Annotated in this window: 17 protein-coding genes; 7 read left to right on the top strand and 10 right to left on the bottom strand. The window is 34.6% G+C overall.

Translation table 11 applies throughout. The features are described from left to right. Window positions 1-48: 48 nt before the first annotated feature. The 9 genes from P2086_RS10505 to P2086_RS10465 form a co-directional block, all read right to left on the bottom strand. Window positions 49-468, bottom strand: a complete 420-nt coding sequence (locus tag P2086_RS10505; protein ID WP_317896697.1) for a hypothetical protein — start codon at window positions 466-468, stop codon at window positions 49-51. A 47-nt stretch (window positions 469-515) separates the two neighbouring features. Beyond that, on the bottom strand, window positions 516-1,700 hold the full coding sequence (locus tag P2086_RS10500; protein ID WP_317896696.1) for a SpoIID/LytB domain-containing protein: 1,185 nt from the start codon (window positions 1,698-1,700) through the stop codon (window positions 516-518). A 1-nt stretch (window position 1,701) separates the two neighbouring features. After that, window positions 1,702-2,829 carry a lipid-A-disaccharide synthase gene (gene lpxB, locus P2086_RS10495; RefSeq protein ID WP_317896695.1) on the bottom strand — a complete coding sequence of 376 codons (1,128 nt, stop codon included), beginning with the start codon at window positions 2,827-2,829 and terminating at the stop codon, window positions 1,702-1,704. Beyond that, on the bottom strand, window positions 2,829-3,146 hold the full coding sequence (locus tag P2086_RS10490) for a hypothetical protein (protein WP_317896694.1): 318 nt from the start codon (window positions 3,144-3,146) through the stop codon (window positions 2,829-2,831). The genes lpxB and P2086_RS10490 overlap by 1 nt, the downstream gene beginning before the upstream one ends. Continuing rightward, window positions 3,143-3,922 carry a 5'/3'-nucleotidase SurE gene (gene surE / locus P2086_RS10485; RefSeq protein ID WP_317896693.1) on the bottom strand — a complete coding sequence of 260 codons (780 nt, stop codon included), beginning with the start codon at window positions 3,920-3,922 and terminating at the stop codon, window positions 3,143-3,145. The genes P2086_RS10490 and surE overlap by 4 nt, the downstream gene beginning before the upstream one ends. A 622-nt stretch (window positions 3,923-4,544) precedes the next feature. Next, the gene (locus tag P2086_RS10480) at window positions 4,545-4,763 is read right to left on the bottom strand and encodes a hypothetical protein (protein ID WP_317896692.1); all 219 of its coding nucleotides are present in this window, start codon (window positions 4,761-4,763) and stop codon (window positions 4,545-4,547) included. 93 nt (window positions 4,764-4,856) lie between these two features. Next, window positions 4,857-5,339, bottom strand: a complete 483-nt coding sequence (locus P2086_RS10475; RefSeq protein ID WP_317896691.1) for a GyrI-like domain-containing protein — start codon at window positions 5,337-5,339, stop codon at window positions 4,857-4,859. Window positions 5,340-5,367: 28 nt separating this feature from the next. Next, window positions 5,368-6,351: a glycosyltransferase family 9 protein gene (locus P2086_RS10470; RefSeq protein WP_317896690.1), complete on the bottom strand. Its 984-nt coding sequence runs from the start codon at window positions 6,349-6,351 to the stop codon at window positions 5,368-5,370. A gap of 29 nt (window positions 6,352-6,380) precedes the next feature. Beyond that, window positions 6,381-6,965 carry a MiaE family protein gene (locus P2086_RS10465; RefSeq protein ID WP_317896689.1) on the bottom strand — a complete coding sequence of 195 codons (585 nt, stop codon included), beginning with the start codon at window positions 6,963-6,965 and terminating at the stop codon, window positions 6,381-6,383. A 58-nt stretch (window positions 6,966-7,023) separates the two neighbouring features. Between P2086_RS10465 and P2086_RS10460 the strand changes: the two genes are divergently transcribed. The 7 genes from P2086_RS10460 (at window position 7,024) to P2086_RS10430 (ending at window position 16,107) form a co-directional block, all read left to right on the top strand. Beyond that, window positions 7,024-7,734: an SAM-dependent methyltransferase gene (locus P2086_RS10460; protein ID WP_317896688.1), complete on the top strand. Its 711-nt coding sequence runs from the start codon at window positions 7,024-7,026 to the stop codon at window positions 7,732-7,734. Window positions 7,735-7,954: 220 nt separating this feature from the next. Further along, window positions 7,955-9,895 carry an HD family phosphohydrolase gene (locus tag P2086_RS10455; RefSeq protein ID WP_317896687.1) on the top strand — a complete coding sequence of 647 codons (1,941 nt, stop codon included), beginning with the start codon at window positions 7,955-7,957 and terminating at the stop codon, window positions 9,893-9,895. A 133-nt stretch (window positions 9,896-10,028) separates the two neighbouring features. Then, complete coding sequence (locus P2086_RS10450) at window positions 10,029-10,709, top strand: polysaccharide biosynthesis/export family protein (RefSeq protein WP_317896686.1); 681 nt, start codon at window positions 10,029-10,031, stop codon at window positions 10,707-10,709. Window positions 10,710-10,714: 5 nt separating this feature from the next. Beyond that, complete coding sequence (locus P2086_RS10445) at window positions 10,715-13,135, top strand: GumC family protein (protein ID WP_317896685.1); 2,421 nt, start codon at window positions 10,715-10,717, stop codon at window positions 13,133-13,135. Beyond that, on the top strand, window positions 13,135-13,680 hold the full coding sequence (gene rfbC, locus P2086_RS10440) for a dTDP-4-dehydrorhamnose 3,5-epimerase (RefSeq protein WP_317896684.1): 546 nt from the start codon (window positions 13,135-13,137) through the stop codon (window positions 13,678-13,680). Before P2086_RS10445 ends, rfbC begins: the two co-directional genes overlap by 1 nt. 42 nt (window positions 13,681-13,722) lie before the next feature. Continuing rightward, entirely contained in the window at window positions 13,723-14,784 is a 1,062-nt protein-coding gene (locus P2086_RS10435; protein ID WP_317896683.1) for an MraY family glycosyltransferase, read from the top strand. 90 nt (window positions 14,785-14,874) lie between these two features. Further along, the gene (locus P2086_RS10430) at window positions 14,875-16,107 is read left to right on the top strand and encodes a lytic transglycosylase domain-containing protein (protein WP_317896682.1); all 1,233 of its coding nucleotides are present in this window, start codon (window positions 14,875-14,877) and stop codon (window positions 16,105-16,107) included. Here P2086_RS10430 and P2086_RS10425 read toward each other — a convergent pair. Further along, a complete protein-coding gene (locus P2086_RS10425; RefSeq protein ID WP_317896681.1) occupies window positions 16,079-16,351 on the bottom strand; it encodes a hypothetical protein in 273 nt (90 codons plus the stop codon). The two genes, P2086_RS10430 and P2086_RS10425, sit on opposite strands and share 29 nt — an antisense overlap. Window positions 16,352-16,512: the final 161 nt, after the last annotated feature.

Genomic DNA, 16,512 nt, shown 5'->3' with positions numbered 1-16,512 from the left:
CACCGGCGATTTTTTGTAGTGTCAGAAATTATCGATTAATGAATAAAACTACCTCTTTTTCTTCTCGCAATTTTTGCAATCAGGGAACCAAACATCAATGGCATCGGGCAATTTAATTAAGTGGCCATCATCGTCTTCAGCAGAGATTTCTGTGAAAAAGATCTTTGTTGCAACCGTTTGCTTCCTTAAATACGTTAGCATTTCCTGATTTAAACGATTGCTATGACCACTAAATTCTTTTGTTTCACGCTTTCCTTTTACGTAAAGTTTATAGGATAAGATTTTATTTTCTCTAGGATTCCCAAAACGATCAACTACAAACAATCTTGGATCTGTGATATCAAAAACAACTTTTGCTAAATTGGATTCCTTCTTAACACGAATGGTTTGTGGCTCTTGCGCTTTATAAATTGAAGTGCTAAAACCTAAAAAAATCAAGGCAATTATTTTAGTGAAAGGAATTTTCATTTATTAAATTTAAGAGAAAGTTACATCAAAAACAATTCAAGAAAAGCTTATTCATCCTTAAAGAAACTCAATTTATGCAAATCAATTAACTGAATGTTTTGATAATAGAAATTTAAAACATCGGTATAAGAATAGCCCAGTTTAACCATTCTCATAGCACCTTCCTGACACATGCCTAAACCATGCCCGTAGCCCCTGCCGGTAAAAAGAACGGTATCTTTGTTTATTTGTGATACACTAAAAAAAGTTGACTTTAACTGCAAATCCAATCGTATGTTTTTAAGCGGTACGCGAGAATTATTGCATTCTAAAAATATCTTACGTGAATTCTGAGTGAAGTTTAATGCTGCTTCTTTCTCTTGGACCTTATCTACAGGAAAATTATGTTTTAGTTTTAAATAACTTAACCAATCGTCCTTTAACATACGTCGTTCCCAATGCGAATTAGGCATTTTTACGCTAAATGTATCTATAATACTTTTTAGATAAGTCGTTCGTGAGCCCCACACATCCTCACTGTTTGCAGTTTGTCCACCGCTATTACTATGAAAAGCCGCGGTAATTAAATTGAGATTTTCATCCACAACAACTTTACCACGTGTTCCTTCCATTGCTCTATAAATGTTTTCATCTCGCGGCTTACCGTAATATGCCTGGCAATGCACCTGATCACATAAATTAAATCCTTCTAAAGCGTGTTTATCTGAGTGTGCTAAAGCGAAGGTTCGTGCAAGTATTGCCTGCACTTTATAAAATTCTAAAGTAGAACGAGAGCCTGCTTCAGCTTCAGTTACACCGGCAATGTAATTATCAAGAACAATGTCATTAATAACTCTCAAAAATCCTTCACTGACAGAAAAACTTAAATCATCTTGATAGGTCCGTACTTTTCTATCTGGATTTGTCAGCCTTAATTTTAGCTCACTCCCGTTATCACTTACAAATTTAATGTAACGAAATACGCCCATTAAAATATCATTTTTCCAAACCTCAACACTATCTCCTTTTACCCTCAATTTAAAATCCATAAGGGGTCTACACTCAGCAATCATGACTCCATCACCCAATAATTGATAGGTTCCAAGATTAATAATGGTATGTAATTCTGAAATTTTTAAGTGGGCGAAGACCCTAATTTGAATGCTTTCTGCTGGAACAAAAAACGAGGTAGAACCCGCGAAGGCCAATATCGGGATCAATAAGAACTTTATTTTTTGTTTTAGTTTATTCATTTTATTTTTTTTCTGAGGCATCAAGTACTAAATGCTTTGCTATTCTTTCTGAAGCACCCACGCCGCCAAGCTGTTTTGTTAATTCCGTGTATTCCGCAATCATATTATTTTTATAAAACTGGTCTTCAAGTAGTCGTTTCAATTCTTCAGAAATATTTTTTGAAGTAAAATCCTGTTGTATAAGTTCCTTCACAATTAACTTGTCCATAATTAAATTTACAAGGCTTATGTACTTAACGTTCACCAAGCGTTTACCTATTGCAAAAGACAAACTGCCAGCTTTGTAACAAACTACTTGCGGTAATTTAAATAACGCACTTTCTAGGGTTGAAGTGCCGGACTTAATAATACCAGCTTTAGCATAAGACATTAATTCATAGGTTTGATTAAACACCACTTTAATCTTATGTTTTTTTAAGGAGTCGTAATGAGATATTGGAAGATTTGTTGTGCCAGCAACAACAAACTCATACTCTTTAAAATCGTTTGTTACCTCGAGCATAATTTTAAGCATGCGCTCAATTTCTTGAACGCGACTCCCAGGAAGCACGGCTATAATAGGCTTTCCAGACAGTTCATTGACCTTTATAAAAAGCTCTTTGGATTTAAATTTTTGTTTTTGTTGTTCTATAGCATCAATGAGTGGATGTCCTGTAAAATAAACTTTATGATTGTGTTTTTGATAAAAAGCTTCTTCGAAGGGAAGGATCACAAATAGTTTATGCGTGTATTTCCTTATTTCTTCTACCCTGCCCTCTTTCCAAGCCCACACCGTAGGAGAAATATAATAATCTACTCTAATACCCTGCTGTGTTGCCCACTTAGCCATACGAAGATTGAAACCCGGATAATCAACCAGGACTAATAGATCTGGCTTAAATTTTAAAATTTCTTCTTTTACAATTTTAAAATTTTTTTTAATTGTACGAATGTTTTTAAGAACATCAACAAAACCCATGAAAGCCATTTGCTTAATGTGGATCCCAGGTTTTACATTGCTCACGGCTTCCATCAAATCTCCACCAGTGAATGCAAAAGCTGCATCCTCATCTAACTTTTGAATTTCGCGCATGCAATTACTTCCATGAAGATCGCCGCTGGCCTCGCCTGCTATGAAATAGTATTTCATTAGAGTAGTTCCGGTTCGTGATAGTAAGTTATATAGGCGATAAGAAGTACATATAAAAACACACTCAAAATAATTCCCTTGTTAAACTTATCCATCTTATAATTTAAAGCGAGGTAAAAAATGACCAGGTTTCCGAGCCCGCATAACTTCACGATATTACTTAACAGGTAACCATTCATTAAATATTTAATGAATCGTCCTGGAAAACTAATTCCATGATGAAAAAAAAGCCAGTAAAGCATAAATATTAGTCCCGGAAAAATAATCCCTACCAATAAACCTATCCACCATCTATCTGCTTTTTGAATCCTATTCATATTTTTTCGAAATGTTTTAAGTCGGTTAAGTATTTATGTGCTGTAAGATCTGCCTGTGTGGGAACAACAGAGATATAACCGTTTTTTAGCGCCCATTCATCTGTGTCTAAAGACTCTGGTTCAAAATTTACAAACTCACCTGTGAGCCAATAATACTCTCGTCCATAAGGATCTTTACGCTCTTCAAAACGCTCTACCCAATTAGCGCGCGCTTGACGAACAACTTTTATGCCTTTAAAATCTGCTTCTTTTAATTTTGGAATATTTACATTCAAACAAACACCCTTAGGCATCTTATTTTTCAAACTCTCTTCAATAATTTTAGAAACAAATTTTTCAGCTTGGCTAAAATCAGCTTCCATGGCATAATCACATAAACTAAAGCCAATGCTTGGCGTTCCTTCAAGTGCTCCTTCAATAGCGGCGCTCATCGTTCCGCTGTATATTACATTAATTGAACTATTGCTACCGTGATTAATTCCACTAAGTACAATATCTGGTCTTTTTTTTAAGATGTGGTTCACAGCCATTTTCACACAATCAACAGGCGTACCGCTGCAAGCGTACTCGATTTCTGCATTGTGATGGTTGGTTTTCTGAATACGTAAAGTTGAGTTGATTGTAATGGCGTGACCCATGCCACTTTGAGGTTTATCTGGCGCTACCACCACAATGCGGCCAAATTTAGATGCTACTTTTGCCAAAAAAGTAATACCAGGCGCAAATATCCCATCATCGTTGGTAACTAATATTATTGGTCGTTCCACCTTCTCCATAATTTCATTAAAACTAAGAGAAAGATCTCGAATTTACTGGCTAATCCTGTTAAACTTACTAAAGATGACTTGTTAATTGACTTGAATTTGCGGATCAATCTGAAAAGCTTGGGAGAAGAAATCCAAAAATAACTCAGAGGTCATAGAAAATTGACTAGTGAAGTTTACTTGGCCTCATAAAATTTTGCAAGACAAATCTTCAGTAATTTAAATGGAGTTCTCGAAAAGCTTGCAGTAGTCTAACACACAACGTTGCTTAAAGGCTTTTCGAGAAAGGAAACGGTATTTGCAATGAGCGCTTGGGCACTTTGCTGTCTCGGCTTAACTTCAAAAAAATGACGGCCGAGACATGATCAAAGGGCCAGCTTAAATTGCTGAAGATTTTCCGCAAAATTTTATGTAGCCTTGAATTTTTGGTTCTTTTTTTTCAAGAAAAAAGAACTGGAAATTTTAGTGAGGATTCAAAATACGCTGCCTGCGCGTACACGAAAAGCATCCAAATTCCCAAAAATTCCAACTGATCCGAACTTGCACAGCGAAAAAGACTTACGAATTGAAATAAACTAAAAATATCCCTTTAACCCACGTTCATAAGCTAAAAAAAGAAAAATGCGTTTTTGCTTTAATCCGAAAAACGCATATTAGGTACTATTCGCTTTTCAATTACCTGTAAAGCGGCTCTTTTAGCTCCTTCGATGGTTGTAATTTTATGCCCAGGCGCTTGATTAGTAGTTTTGCGAAAGCCAGGTTTTAGAGGGTCGATGTAAGAAACAATACCATCTTCAAGAATTACCTCGTAATTTCTATTTCTATACAGAACATTTGTTTTTTGAATCGTCATGGCTGATAGTTTTAAATTAACCTAGCATTAAAAATACAACCCTAGAGTCAAAAAAGCAAAAAGGTTTTAAACCTTGATTAACTAGTTTTCAACTTATTTGGGTTTTATTGGAATCCATATTTCTTCTTCTGAATCGGGACTATTGTTTTTATACTTTTCACCAATCACCTCAAAATGTGGTCTTAGATCCAAGTTATATTCAGAATTTGGCAGCCATTCCGAAAAAATATAATTAAAAACTGCATTATTCGCACTTGAACCCTTGTATAAAAAAACGGCATAAAGGCCAGATTGCAGAACGAGTGTGTCCATTTTTTCTGGAATCGATATAAAATTAGTCACTTCCACACAGGCCCATTTTTTAAAACTGTTTTTCAGGTCAAAATTCTCGAAATAGTTTGAATTATAAATCTGCAAAGAATAGAGATCTTTACCAATCGCGGACTTAATTTCTTCTCTCCTGGTCATAAGCTCTCTCCATAACTCCGTCGTTTTATTTTCCGCTAAACTCATTGTTGTATTCATGCCAATGAGTTTTTTTTCTTCAAGAGTTTTTATTTTAGGAATTATTTCCATTCACTGTATCTCAAATTTATTTCTGTTTTTAACTCCAACTATTCTCAAGGGGAATTAAATTTCCACATTTGAAATGCCCTTCGGGGCAAGCTTTATGGCCGTGTAAACCACAAGGCCTACATTTTAAGTCTTCCACTTGAATTACAGTTTTATTGTCAGATAAGGGGCCAAAACCAAATTCCGGGACAGTTGAACAAAAGAAAGCGGTTACAGGAGCATTCACTGATGATGCCATGTGTAAAGGACCACTATCGTTTACGTAGTTCATCAAAGCACCTTTCATTAGAACGCATGATTGCAACAAAGTCAATGTTCCTGCAAGAATCTCAATTTTTAAGTGCTTGGATCTACTTTTTATTTCATTGCATAAGTGTATATCACCTTTTGCACCCAGCAGGTAAATAGTATTTTCAGAAGGAATTTTATCACAGAGTTTAATCCATTTTTCGAGAGGAAGTTGTTTTGTATACCATACCGAAGCCGGCGCCATGCAAACGTAGGAGCCATTCATTAAGCTCTTAATTTTTTCCTCATCTTTAATCGAAGGATATAATTTAGGATTAGAAAGCGTTTTATCTGTAAAGTCTTCTATGAGTTGATTATAGCGCTCTACTTCATGTCTACCGTCACCAATAATGTGTTTGGACGTAAAATTAAACATAAAGGAAAATGGATTTTCTTTGTAGCCTGCGGTGTGTCTAGCGCCGGAAAAAGCTGTCAAAAAGCCTGAGCTTCCATACCGGTGGCAATTTATAACGGCATCGAATTTATTCTTTCGAATGATTGAAAGAAGACCGAATAAATTTTTAATCTTTTTCTCCTTTTTATTCCAAACCAAGGTTTCTTTTAAAAAGGGATGCGCCTCGTAAATACCTTCGTTTCCCTTTCTTACCAAGATACTTAGCGTTGCATCCGGAAAATATTTGTGTAACTTTTCCAACAAACTTGAAGCCAATATCGCATCACCAATAAAAGCCGTTTGTATTACCAGTATATTTTTAAATGGAGTCAACTTGCGCAAGTTCTTTAGCATTGATACTACTAACCATGAATTGTTTCTTGTTTTCCGTAGTTTTTCACCACTTCAGCTTCATAATCTAACCATTGCTGCCAGCGAGCGTTCACATCCTCTACTTCGTTTCCATATTTACGCGCAAAGGCTAAAAATGTTGTGTAATGATTTGCTTCACTAATCATTAGTTCGTGATAAAAAGCACGTAATTCCTGATCAGCGATGTGTTGAGATAAAATCCGAAAACGTTCGCAACTTCGGGCTTCTATCATGGCAGAAAATAACAATCTATCAATAAGCACAATTTCTTTCTTGTGACCCTTACGCATAAACTTATACAGTTCATTCACGTATTCATCTCTTCTTTCAAAACCTAATTTATAGCCCCGCTCTTTAATCTTTTGATGAACCATTTCAAAATGGCTTAACTCTTCCTTCGCTAAACTTAACAACTCATCTACCAAATCACTGTGATACGGATAACTTATCATAATAGAGATGGCATTGGTGGCAGCCTTTTGTTCACACCAGGCATGATCAGTAAGGATTTCTTCGATATTCTTCTCAACAATATTTACCCAGTGCGGATCGGTTTCAAGTTTTAAGCCTAACATGTTTATTAATTTAATTCAATACAAAGTAACGATAAAATATTTTATCTAATATTACAGAGTGAAGTCATTTGGAAAACTCTATTTATTGCCGGTACCCATTGTTGAAGAAAACGGACACCGGTTTATTCCGGATTATAATTCTGGTATTATAAATACGCTTACAAAATTTATATGCGAAGATGCAAAAACTGCGCGTCGTTTTTTAAAAGGTTTTGGATATACAACCATTCAGAATGCAGAAATATTCTTATTGAACGAACATACAAAAACCGGCGAATTATCGTCACTTCTTAATCCTTTATTAAACGGTGAAAATATAGGCTTAATGAGTGATGCAGGCTGTCCCGGTATTGCAGACCCTGGTGCCGAGGTTGTAAAATTAGCTCATCAAAAAAACATTGAAGTTGTACCCTTGGTTGGGCCAAGTTCAATTGTTTTAAGCATAATGGCCGCAGGATTTAACGGTCAAAATTTTGCTTTTGTTGGGTATTTACCTATTGACAAAACTCAAAAAATAAAACGTTTGAAGGAATTGGAACAATTAGTATTCAAACAAAAACAGGCTCAATTTTTTATAGAGACACCTTACCGCAATGAACAAATGTTCGATACCTTACTTGAGTGTTTATCTCCACAAACGCTTGTTTTTATTGGCCGTGACATTACTTCTGCAAAGCAGTATTTGGTTGCTAAAACTGTTGTGGAGTGGAAAAAGGCTCAAAAACCAGCCATGCATAAGGTACCTGTGGTTTATGGTATCTACTGTTAAGAGCCACTAATTTCACAAATTACACTAAAGACTTTTTTACCTCAAGAGAATAATGAATTCTGAAAAACTAGTGAATTGTTCTATTTTACCCACCTTACTATTAAAATAAGACTGTTAAAAACCCTATCTTTGGCGCCAGCTATTTAGCGGCTAAAATCATTTCTTTGTATAAGTGAATCTTCTGGCGTATATACAGGCAAAACACAATCTCGTTTTTAAAATGATTATTGTAGCAGCTTGTTCTTTTCTATTTGCATTAATGCTTCCCGATAAAGAAATAAAGGGTCATAAAGTAGATTCGTTCACAGCTATATGGCCTTATCGCGATTTGGTAGTTGACCATGATTTTTTGATTAGCAAAACCCCAGCAGAGATTAAAGAAGAAAAAGATCAGATTAAAAAAGCGGCTCCTTTATTTTTTGAAGTAAACAATACCGAAAGAAATAACAAATTAGTAAAACTTCAACATTTAGATTTAGTTGATGCACAGGCTTACAAAATTTTAAAACCTCTATTTGATAGCATTTACAAAAGAGGTGTTATCGAAACGCTAGACGAAGATTCGCGCAAAAAAGCGATTTTTATAACAATAGGCAGTTACGCAGAACCGGCGGTATACTACGACTATTTTACCATACAAACGGCGGTTGAGTATTTAAGTAGAAATATTAATTCAGATCTCATCGACAAAAATTATTTAGATTATTTGACTATTAATTATTTATTAAACAAGGAGAAAACAAATCTTTATATAAGCTCTAAACTTGAACAACTATCTCTTTACAAAAATATAATCAAAGAAGGCCAAACACTTGTAAAAGAATCTGAACCTTTAACAAACAGCAAGCGCTATCTCATTAACAGGTATTTTAACGCGCAGAATAAAAACGCAAGCTTTTCATTTGTTCGTTTTATGGCCAAATGGGGTTTAACTTACATTATTTCAATGGTTTTACTTGTGTTTCTGGCCTTTTTCAGAAAACAAATCTTTGGCCAAAACAAACAGGTAGCCTTTCTATTCTTGTTAATGTTAGGCTCAGTATACTTTAGTTTCTTTTTTCATAAATACGGTTTAATGTTATTTGCACTTCCTTTTGCCTTGGTACCAATTATGGTAAGAGTGTTTTTTGACGGTCGTACTGCATTATTTACTTATTTAATGATTTTATTGTTATGTAGTTTTTTTATGGCCGATAGGCTTGAGTTTATTTTGCTGCAACTTATTCCTGGAATTGGTACTTTATTTGTTGTGGCGGAGATGCGGAGAAGGCAACAAATTTTGAATGCAGCGCTACTGGTATTTTTATTTTATGTTTTAATTTTTGTAACCTATCAATTGAGTTTCGGAACTCCTGAAACTGTTATGAAATTTAGTTCTTACATTCCTTTCGCTATAAGTGCGATGCTGGTTTTGTTAGCTTACCCACTTATTTTCTTAACCGAACGTTTTTTTGGATTTATTTCCGATTTCAAACTTCTCGAATTAAGCGATCTCAACCATCCCTTGTTAAGAAGGCTTTCAAAAGACGTACCGGGAACCTTTCAACACAGCTTACAAGTTGCAAATCTTGCGGAAGAGGCAATTTATTACATAGGCGGAAACTCTTTACTTGTGAGAACAGGAGCCATGTATCACGATATTGGAAAACTTGAAAATCCCTATTTTTTTACCGAAAATCAACCGGATGGTTTTAGTCCACACCAAGAAATAGACCCCATTGAAAGTGCCAGAATTATTATTAATCATGTTATACTTGGGGTTGAAATGGCTAAGAAATATAAGCTACCAGAGCAAATAATTGATTTTATACGAACGCATCATGGCACTACTTCGGTGAGTTATTTTTTAAATCTCTTTCGTAAACAAGGCCATGATTCGAAAATTGCCGAAAGTCAGTTTCGCTACCCCGGACCAATTCCGTTTAGCAAAGAAACGGCGGTATTAATGATTGCGGATGGAGTTGAGGCAGCTTCTAGAAGTTTAAAAAATCACGACGCTTTAACAATTAACGATTTGGTAGACAATATTATTGATTATAAAATTGCAAATAATCAGTTTATTAATTCTGACATAACTTTTAAAGACATTACTACCATCAAAAAAATATTTAAAAAACGATTAATGAATATTTATCATGCCCGTATCGAATACCCCTCGTAACAAGGCCAATAACTATTTTTTTAGATAGATCAGACTAAAAATAATATATTTGTATATAACTATGCGCAATCTCATTATCTTTTTATTTTCAATTTTCATTTTTTCTTCCTGCCAAATATTTAGGTCGAATTTAATGCTTAAAACTCCTAAAGACTTTAGTTATGATAAATTGGTTGATTCATTAAGCCGACTTGATTATAAGATTGCTACAAACGACGTAATTGTGTACCGCCTATTTACAAACAATGGTTTCAAACTCATTAATCTGGCATCAGAAGCCAATGCTGTTTTCAGAAATGATATTGACGTAATTGTAGAGAGTAATGATTCTATTAAAATGCCTTTGCTAGGAAGGGTAAAAGTAGCGGGATTGACCATTAAAGAAGCAGAGAAATTGCTGCAAGAAAAATACGCTGAATTTTACGTAGAACCATTTGTAAGCTTAAGGGTAACTAACAGACGAGTAATCGTTTTCCCAGGAAATGGAGGCGTAGCTAAAGTGTTACCATTGGCAAATAATAACACATCTGTAATGGAGGCCCTGGCTGGCGCTGGGGGTATTTTAGAAGATGGTAAAGCCTATAAAGTAAAGTTGATTCGTAATAACCCTGATCCTACTCAAAAACCTTTAGTGTACCTTATGGATCTTTCTCAAATAGATGGAATCTTGGCGGGACAAAGTATTGTTCAGGCTGGAGATATTATTTATGTAGAACCAAGATACAGGCCACTTGCAACATTCACCAAAGAGGTTGCCCCTGTTCTTACTCTTCTAACAGCATTCTTAATCCTTTATTCATATTCAAAAAGGTAAGATAAATGTTTAATCCCCAGGTAGAGTCAGCAAATAATCAACTAAAAGATATAACTGAAAAGTTTAACTCCAATTTTGACATTGGAGTAATTGCTTTTTTGTTCAATAAGAGCAGGATTTATATTGTTCTATTTTTTTTAATAAGCTTTACCACCGTATTTCTTTATTTAAGATACAGTCAAACGGTATATGAATCTAGGGCTATTATCCAGATAAACGATGCTAATAAAGCAGAAGACATTTTAAAGCTTAATAGTTTGGGTGGCAATAACAATGTTCTGGCAGAGGCTATTGAACAAATACGCTCGAAAATATTCTTGAAGCGCGTAGTTGAAAAACTCGATATCAGCGTTAATTACTATAGCGAAGGGATGTTTAAAAATAGCGAACTGTACCATTCATCACCTTATTTAGTTAAAATAAATTTAAAGGAAGACGCTCCTTACGGTCAAAACATCGGTGTTGACATTAATAAAGAACTTACCGGAGGTGTTTTAAGTTTTGGAGGTAAGAATTTTAACTTTCAATTAAATTCATGGGTAAGCACCCCTAACTTTGATATTAACGTCTTTATCAATCCAAAAATGCCCGAAGCTATAATTAAACAAATGCTGAAGGAAAATAGTGGTTTTTACTTTGTTGTTCATGATGTAGATGCTATTACGGCACAGCTACAAGCAAAAGTAGAATTAAAACTTTTAAACGAATTAGCAAAAACAATTTTAATAAAAGTAAAAGATGTTAATTCATCTAAATCTACAGACATAGTAAATGCCATCACAGAAGAGTACTTAAATTATGATGTGGAACGCAAAAGCGAAAGTTCAAGAAATATTTTAGCGTTTATCGATAGTCAATTAGGTAATGTTTATAATGATTTAAAGAAAACGGAAGAAGATTTGCAGTCTTTCAAAAAAGAAAAAAAAGTTAGTGAAAAGGATAATTTAATTAACAACGAATTACAACGTTATTCAAGCATTGAAGAGCAATTGTTAAAGGTTGAAATGGAAGAGCGTATTATTAGCGAAATACAAGCTAATATTTCTAAAAACAAAAATATAGATGTTTATCAACTCATATCACTTATCTCTGGTACCGAATATGAAAATTTAGTAAAAGACGTAACACAACACATCCAAAAGCTCTTAAATGAAAAAGAGAATATGCTTTATGCCGCTACTCCAAATTCTGAAAACATAAAACAAGTTAATTACCAGATAGAAAATCAAAAAAAACTTCTCATCGAAAGTCTTGATGGTGTGAGATTAAAATATAAAAGCAAGTATAAGAGCTTATTAGAAAGATCTTCCAGCTTCAAAACAAAAATGATTGAAGCTCCCGAAGACGAAGTGGAGTTTTCAAGATTAACACGGCTATATTCAATAAGCGAAAAATATTACACCATGCTTCTTGAGAAAAAAACAGAGTTTTCCATTTCAAAAGCGGGTTACGTATCCAAAAACATTATTTTAGAAAAAGCTTTAGGAATTGGAGCGCAGGTTTCACCTAGCAGACGTAACGCAATGTCAATAGCTTTTCTACTTTCATTTTTATTTTCAATTGGTTTGGTTTTTATTAGATATATTTTCCATGACAAGATTTATTCTCTGGCAGATATTACTCGCTATTCTTCAGGAAATGTATCGCTGCTGGGCATTATTCCAAAATATGAAAACGATATTCCTGTTTCACAATTAATTGTAGATAAAAACCCAAAAGCACTCATAAGTGAGGCTTTTAGAACAATTCGAACTAATCTTGGCTTTATAGATGCCAGTGAAGGTACCAAAATAGTATCCATCACATCTACAATTAGTGGTGAGGGTAAAACCTTCGTTGCCATTAATATTGCAGGGGTACTTGCCTTTACGGGAAAAAGTGTGGTGATTATTGACCTTGACATGCGTAAACCAAAAATCCATAAAGGATTTGGTGTTTCTAATAATATCGGAATGAGTACCATTTTAACCGGTATTACTCCCGTTCAGGATTGTTTTATGAATAGCCCTATGGACAATTTAAAATTCATTACTGCCGGCCCTTCTCCTCCTAATCCTTCCGAATTAATTTTGAGTAAAAAGTTGGATGAGATTTTGGAATATTTAAAAACCAAGTTTGACTATATTGTAATTGACAATGCGCCTATTGGACTTGTGACCGATGGTATTGCTACCATACAAAGAGCAGATTATCCGATTTATGTTTTTAGAGCGGGTTACTCAAGAAAATTATTTACGCAAATACTTGATCGTTTAAAAAATGAATCAAAAGTTTCTAACTTGTCGGTTGTATTAAATGATGTGGATGTAAGTCGTAAGATATACAGTTACAACTATGGATACGGTTATGGCTATGGCTACGGCTACGGAAGCGGATATTACAGTGATGATGAAAAGTTTAAATCAAGAACAAGAAAAAAGAAATAATGGAAGTTATTGAAACAAAATTAAAAGGCCTTTTAGTTCTTCAACCAAAAGTATTTGAAGATGCAAGAGGTTATTTTTTTGAAAGTTATAATGCCAATTTATTTAAAAATGCTGGCTTAGATCTTAATTTTGTGCAGGATAATCAATCGCTCTCACAAAAAGGAGTTTTGCGTGGACTACATTTTCAAAACAATCCCTGGGCGCAAGGTAAACTTGTGCGCGTTATTAATGGATCTGTTTTCGATGCAGCGGTTGATATTCGCAAAAGCTCACCCACATACGGGCAATGGTTTGGCATGGAGCTTAACGAAAAAAACAAAACGATGATGTATATTCCACCAGGATTTGCGCATGGGTTTGCTACCTTAGAGGACAACACTATTTTTTCTTATAAATGCACGAATTTTTATAACAAAGCATCAGAAGATTGTCTTTTATGGAACGATCCCACTATTGGAATTGACTGGAAACTTCAAAACCCATTACTTTCTGAGAAAGACCTCCAGGGAAAATTAATAAAAGATTTTGTGAGTCTTTTTGAGTAAATAATTTTTAACTCAGAAAAATGCACTCTTAAAAACTATTATATGAATCTAAGTTTTCATTTCATACTTACTACAATTTTTATTGTATGTTTTGTTTTTTCTCTTTTGATTAATTACATATTACTTCGTTTTGCGCAAACTTTAGGGATGCGGAATCGTGAATTACACCAACAGGTAAGATGGAACTTAGACTCTAAACCTTCATTAGGTGGCATTTCTTTTTATGTAGTATTTCTTTTTGCATTTATTTTCACTATCATTCTTCCTCACCAAAATGCCGGCTTCAACATACAAATAATTGGTATTCTTTTATCTGCAACGCTTGCTTTTTTAATGGGATTAGCCGACGATGCATTTAATACTCAACCTTTATTAAAATTTTTAACTCAAATATTTTGCGCACTCATTCTTATTTTCTCAGGACATAGTATTCACATTTTTGAAAATCTTTTTTTAAATTATCTCATTACGATCCTTTGGGTGGTTGGACTCATGAATTCAATTAACATGTTGGATAATATGGATGGCATTAGTTGTTTGGTGTCCATTTTGGGTTGCTTTTTCATGGTGGCGGTTAATGTTTCTCTATTTAACACCAATAGTTACGCCACCACGCTTAATTTAGGCGTTTTAGGTGCCTTATGCGGCTTTCTCGTTTTTAATTTCCACCCATCAAAAATGTTTATGGGTGATACAGGCAGTCAATTTTTAGGACTCTTCCTTGCGGTGATGGGTATCGATAACTGTTGGAATAATCCCACATCCCCATTAGTAAATGGCTTTCCTATCGCCAACATAGTTATTGTTGTACTTGTTTTTTTATTGCCACTTACCGATACAATCACTGTTGTAATTAACAGACTCAAAGAAGGTCGCTCACCCTTTATTGGAGGAAAAGATCACACCACTCATCACCTCTTTTTTAGGGGGTTAACAGAAAAAAGAATTGCTCTTCTTTTCTTTGGATTGGGTGATATAGGTATTTTGATGGCGTATTTGTTAGTGGTTCGTTTTTCTTACACCCTTTTTTATAGTTCCATTTTCTTTGTTCTTTTGGTATTTTTTTCTTTGTACCTTCTTACGATAGTTAAAAAGAAATCCTAATTACCTTATATCTTTTTGCAACGAAACAAAAAGGGCTACGTAAAACAAATTGAGGATTCGTAGGCAAAACGTATATTAAACTTACAATAAATGAAGATTAATTGGATTTCAATCTTAAATAATTTTTCCCGTTCCTTTCTGCTATTTTTATTGTTAGTGGTTGTTTACATTCTCGTTAAAACCTATGTAATAGCTCCCAAACCAAATACGGTTTCTTACACCAATAATAATTTTTACGTTCTTGATCTTAACATCCCTGCAAACCTTGAATTTTGCGGGGAAAAAATACCTTCTAACAATTACCGTATTAAAAAGGGTTTAGAAAAAGAATTCTTTAACACATCTTATTGGAAAAACAACTCACTCGCCTTATTTCAAAAAGCACAACGTTGGTTTCCATACATTGAACCTATTTTAAAACAAAAAGGTGTCCCCGATGATTTTAAATACCTCTGTGTGATCGAAAGTCATTTATCAAACGCTGCTTCTCATGCAGGCGCTGCTGGATTCTGGCAATTGGTGCCGCCATCGGCCCGTAACTATGGTTTAGAAGTAAACAGCGAAATAGATGAACGTTACCACGTGGAAAAAGCCACAGTAGCGGCTTGCGAACATATTAAAGATGCTTTTCGGAAATTTAATAACTGGACACTAGCTGCGGCTGCTTATAACCGTGGTATCGGCGGTATTCAAAATGCCATGGCGAAACAAAACGCAGATAACTACCACGATCTATTATTAAATCGTGAAACGGCCAGTTTTATTTATCGTATCATGGCGTACAAAACATTGTTTTCTAGTCCCGGACATTTCGGACTCAAGAAGAAAAAGCTAGTCTACTATTCTAAAATTCCATTTAAAACTTACAAGGTAGATACAACTATTAAGAACATTCAAGCTTTCGCAAAACAAATTGGTTATTCTGCAGAAACCGTTCACCAATTTAATCCCTGGTTACTGACAAATGAACTTACAAATCCCAACAAAAAAGTATATGAGATAAGAGTTCCAAAAAATAGTAGCATTGATTACTCTGGGTATACAAAAGATCTTACAACTCATGAAGGTATGAAACTTCAAGATGTACAAGAGGCTTTAATAACAACAACTGCCATCACTCAAAAACCAGATAGTATTGCATTGACTCCCCCTAAAAAAATAGTAATGTACCATGTTAAGGTAGACGAGCCTTTAAAAAATCTTGCCACCTTTTTAAAAGTAAAAGAAGAAGATATTCGCCGATGGAATAAATTTGATGAAAAACAACAGGCTGTTACAGGACAAACTTTAATCATTAAATATCCTGTTTTAGACCTGAAGTGAGCATTTTAGTTGATAGTCGTTGGTCGTTACCATTAGTATAAAACAATAAACTACCTGCGGCATCACTTATTGTAGAAGCAGCATTTCCTCCCGTAGCCATAGTACTGTTGTTTAAACTTGTGGGTGGGTTTGTCGTAAAGCTCAATCCTGCAAAAGTGCCAAAATAAACACTAGCGGTTTCGTTTTGGCCATACGAAACAAAACTGACTGAAAAAACAAAAAAATATAGAAGCGTCTTTTTCAAATGGGCTTTAAATGATATACTAAGATAAGAAAAAACTTAATTAACAAGCTGAATATCAAAGATTAAAGAAAATATTTACTGAGTTAGGTTACCGCCGTTCCGCGCAGCGTCCAACAAAGTCATTTCTAAACAGGCTTCCCGCTTGAATGGTTTCGATACTG

The organism is Aurantibacillus circumpalustris (assembly GCF_029625215.1).
Classification (GTDB): domain Bacteria; phylum Bacteroidota; class Bacteroidia; order B-17B0; family Aurantibacillaceae; genus Aurantibacillus; species Aurantibacillus circumpalustris.
The sequence above is the reverse complement of the archived record's forward strand: the minus strand, read 5'-3'. Positions and strand labels throughout refer to the sequence as shown.

Bases quoted from the DNA above. Each gene is read 5' to 3' on its own strand.
- P2086_RS10465 (WP_317896689.1), bottom strand. From the start codon at position 6,965: ATGTTAGGCTTAAAACTTGAAACCGATCCGCACTGGGTAAATATTGTT.
- P2086_RS10450 (WP_317896686.1), top strand. From the start codon at position 10,029: ATGCTTAAAACTCCTAAAGACTTTAGTTATGATAAATTGGTTGATTCA.
- P2086_RS10480 (WP_317896692.1), bottom strand. From the start codon at position 4,763: ATGACGATTCAAAAAACAAATGTTCTGTATAGAAATAGAAATTACGAG.
- P2086_RS10455 (WP_317896687.1), top strand. From the start codon at position 7,955: ATGATTATTGTAGCAGCTTGTTCTTTTCTATTTGCATTAATGCTTCCC.
- surE (WP_317896693.1), bottom strand. From the start codon at position 3,922: ATGGAGAAGGTGGAACGACCAATAATATTAGTTACCAACGATGATGGG.
- rfbC (WP_317896684.1), top strand. From the start codon at position 13,135: ATGGAAGTTATTGAAACAAAATTAAAAGGCCTTTTAGTTCTTCAACCA.
- P2086_RS10490 (WP_317896694.1), bottom strand. From the start codon at position 3,146: ATGAATAGGATTCAAAAAGCAGATAGATGGTGGATAGGTTTATTGGTA.
- P2086_RS10505 (WP_317896697.1), bottom strand. From the start codon at position 468: ATGAAAATTCCTTTCACTAAAATAATTGCCTTGATTTTTTTAGGTTTT.
- lpxB (WP_317896695.1), bottom strand. From the start codon at position 2,829: ATGAAATACTATTTCATAGCAGGCGAGGCCAGCGGCGATCTTCATGGA.
- P2086_RS10500 (WP_317896696.1), bottom strand. From the start codon at position 1,700: ATGAATAAACTAAAACAAAAAATAAAGTTCTTATTGATCCCGATATTG.
- P2086_RS10475 (WP_317896691.1), bottom strand. From the start codon at position 5,339: ATGGAAATAATTCCTAAAATAAAAACTCTTGAAGAAAAAAAACTCATT.
- P2086_RS10430 (WP_317896682.1), top strand. From the start codon at position 14,875: ATGAAGATTAATTGGATTTCAATCTTAAATAATTTTTCCCGTTCCTTT.
- P2086_RS10435 (WP_317896683.1), top strand. From the start codon at position 13,723: ATGAATCTAAGTTTTCATTTCATACTTACTACAATTTTTATTGTATGT.
- P2086_RS10445 (WP_317896685.1), top strand. From the start codon at position 10,715: ATGTTTAATCCCCAGGTAGAGTCAGCAAATAATCAACTAAAAGATATA.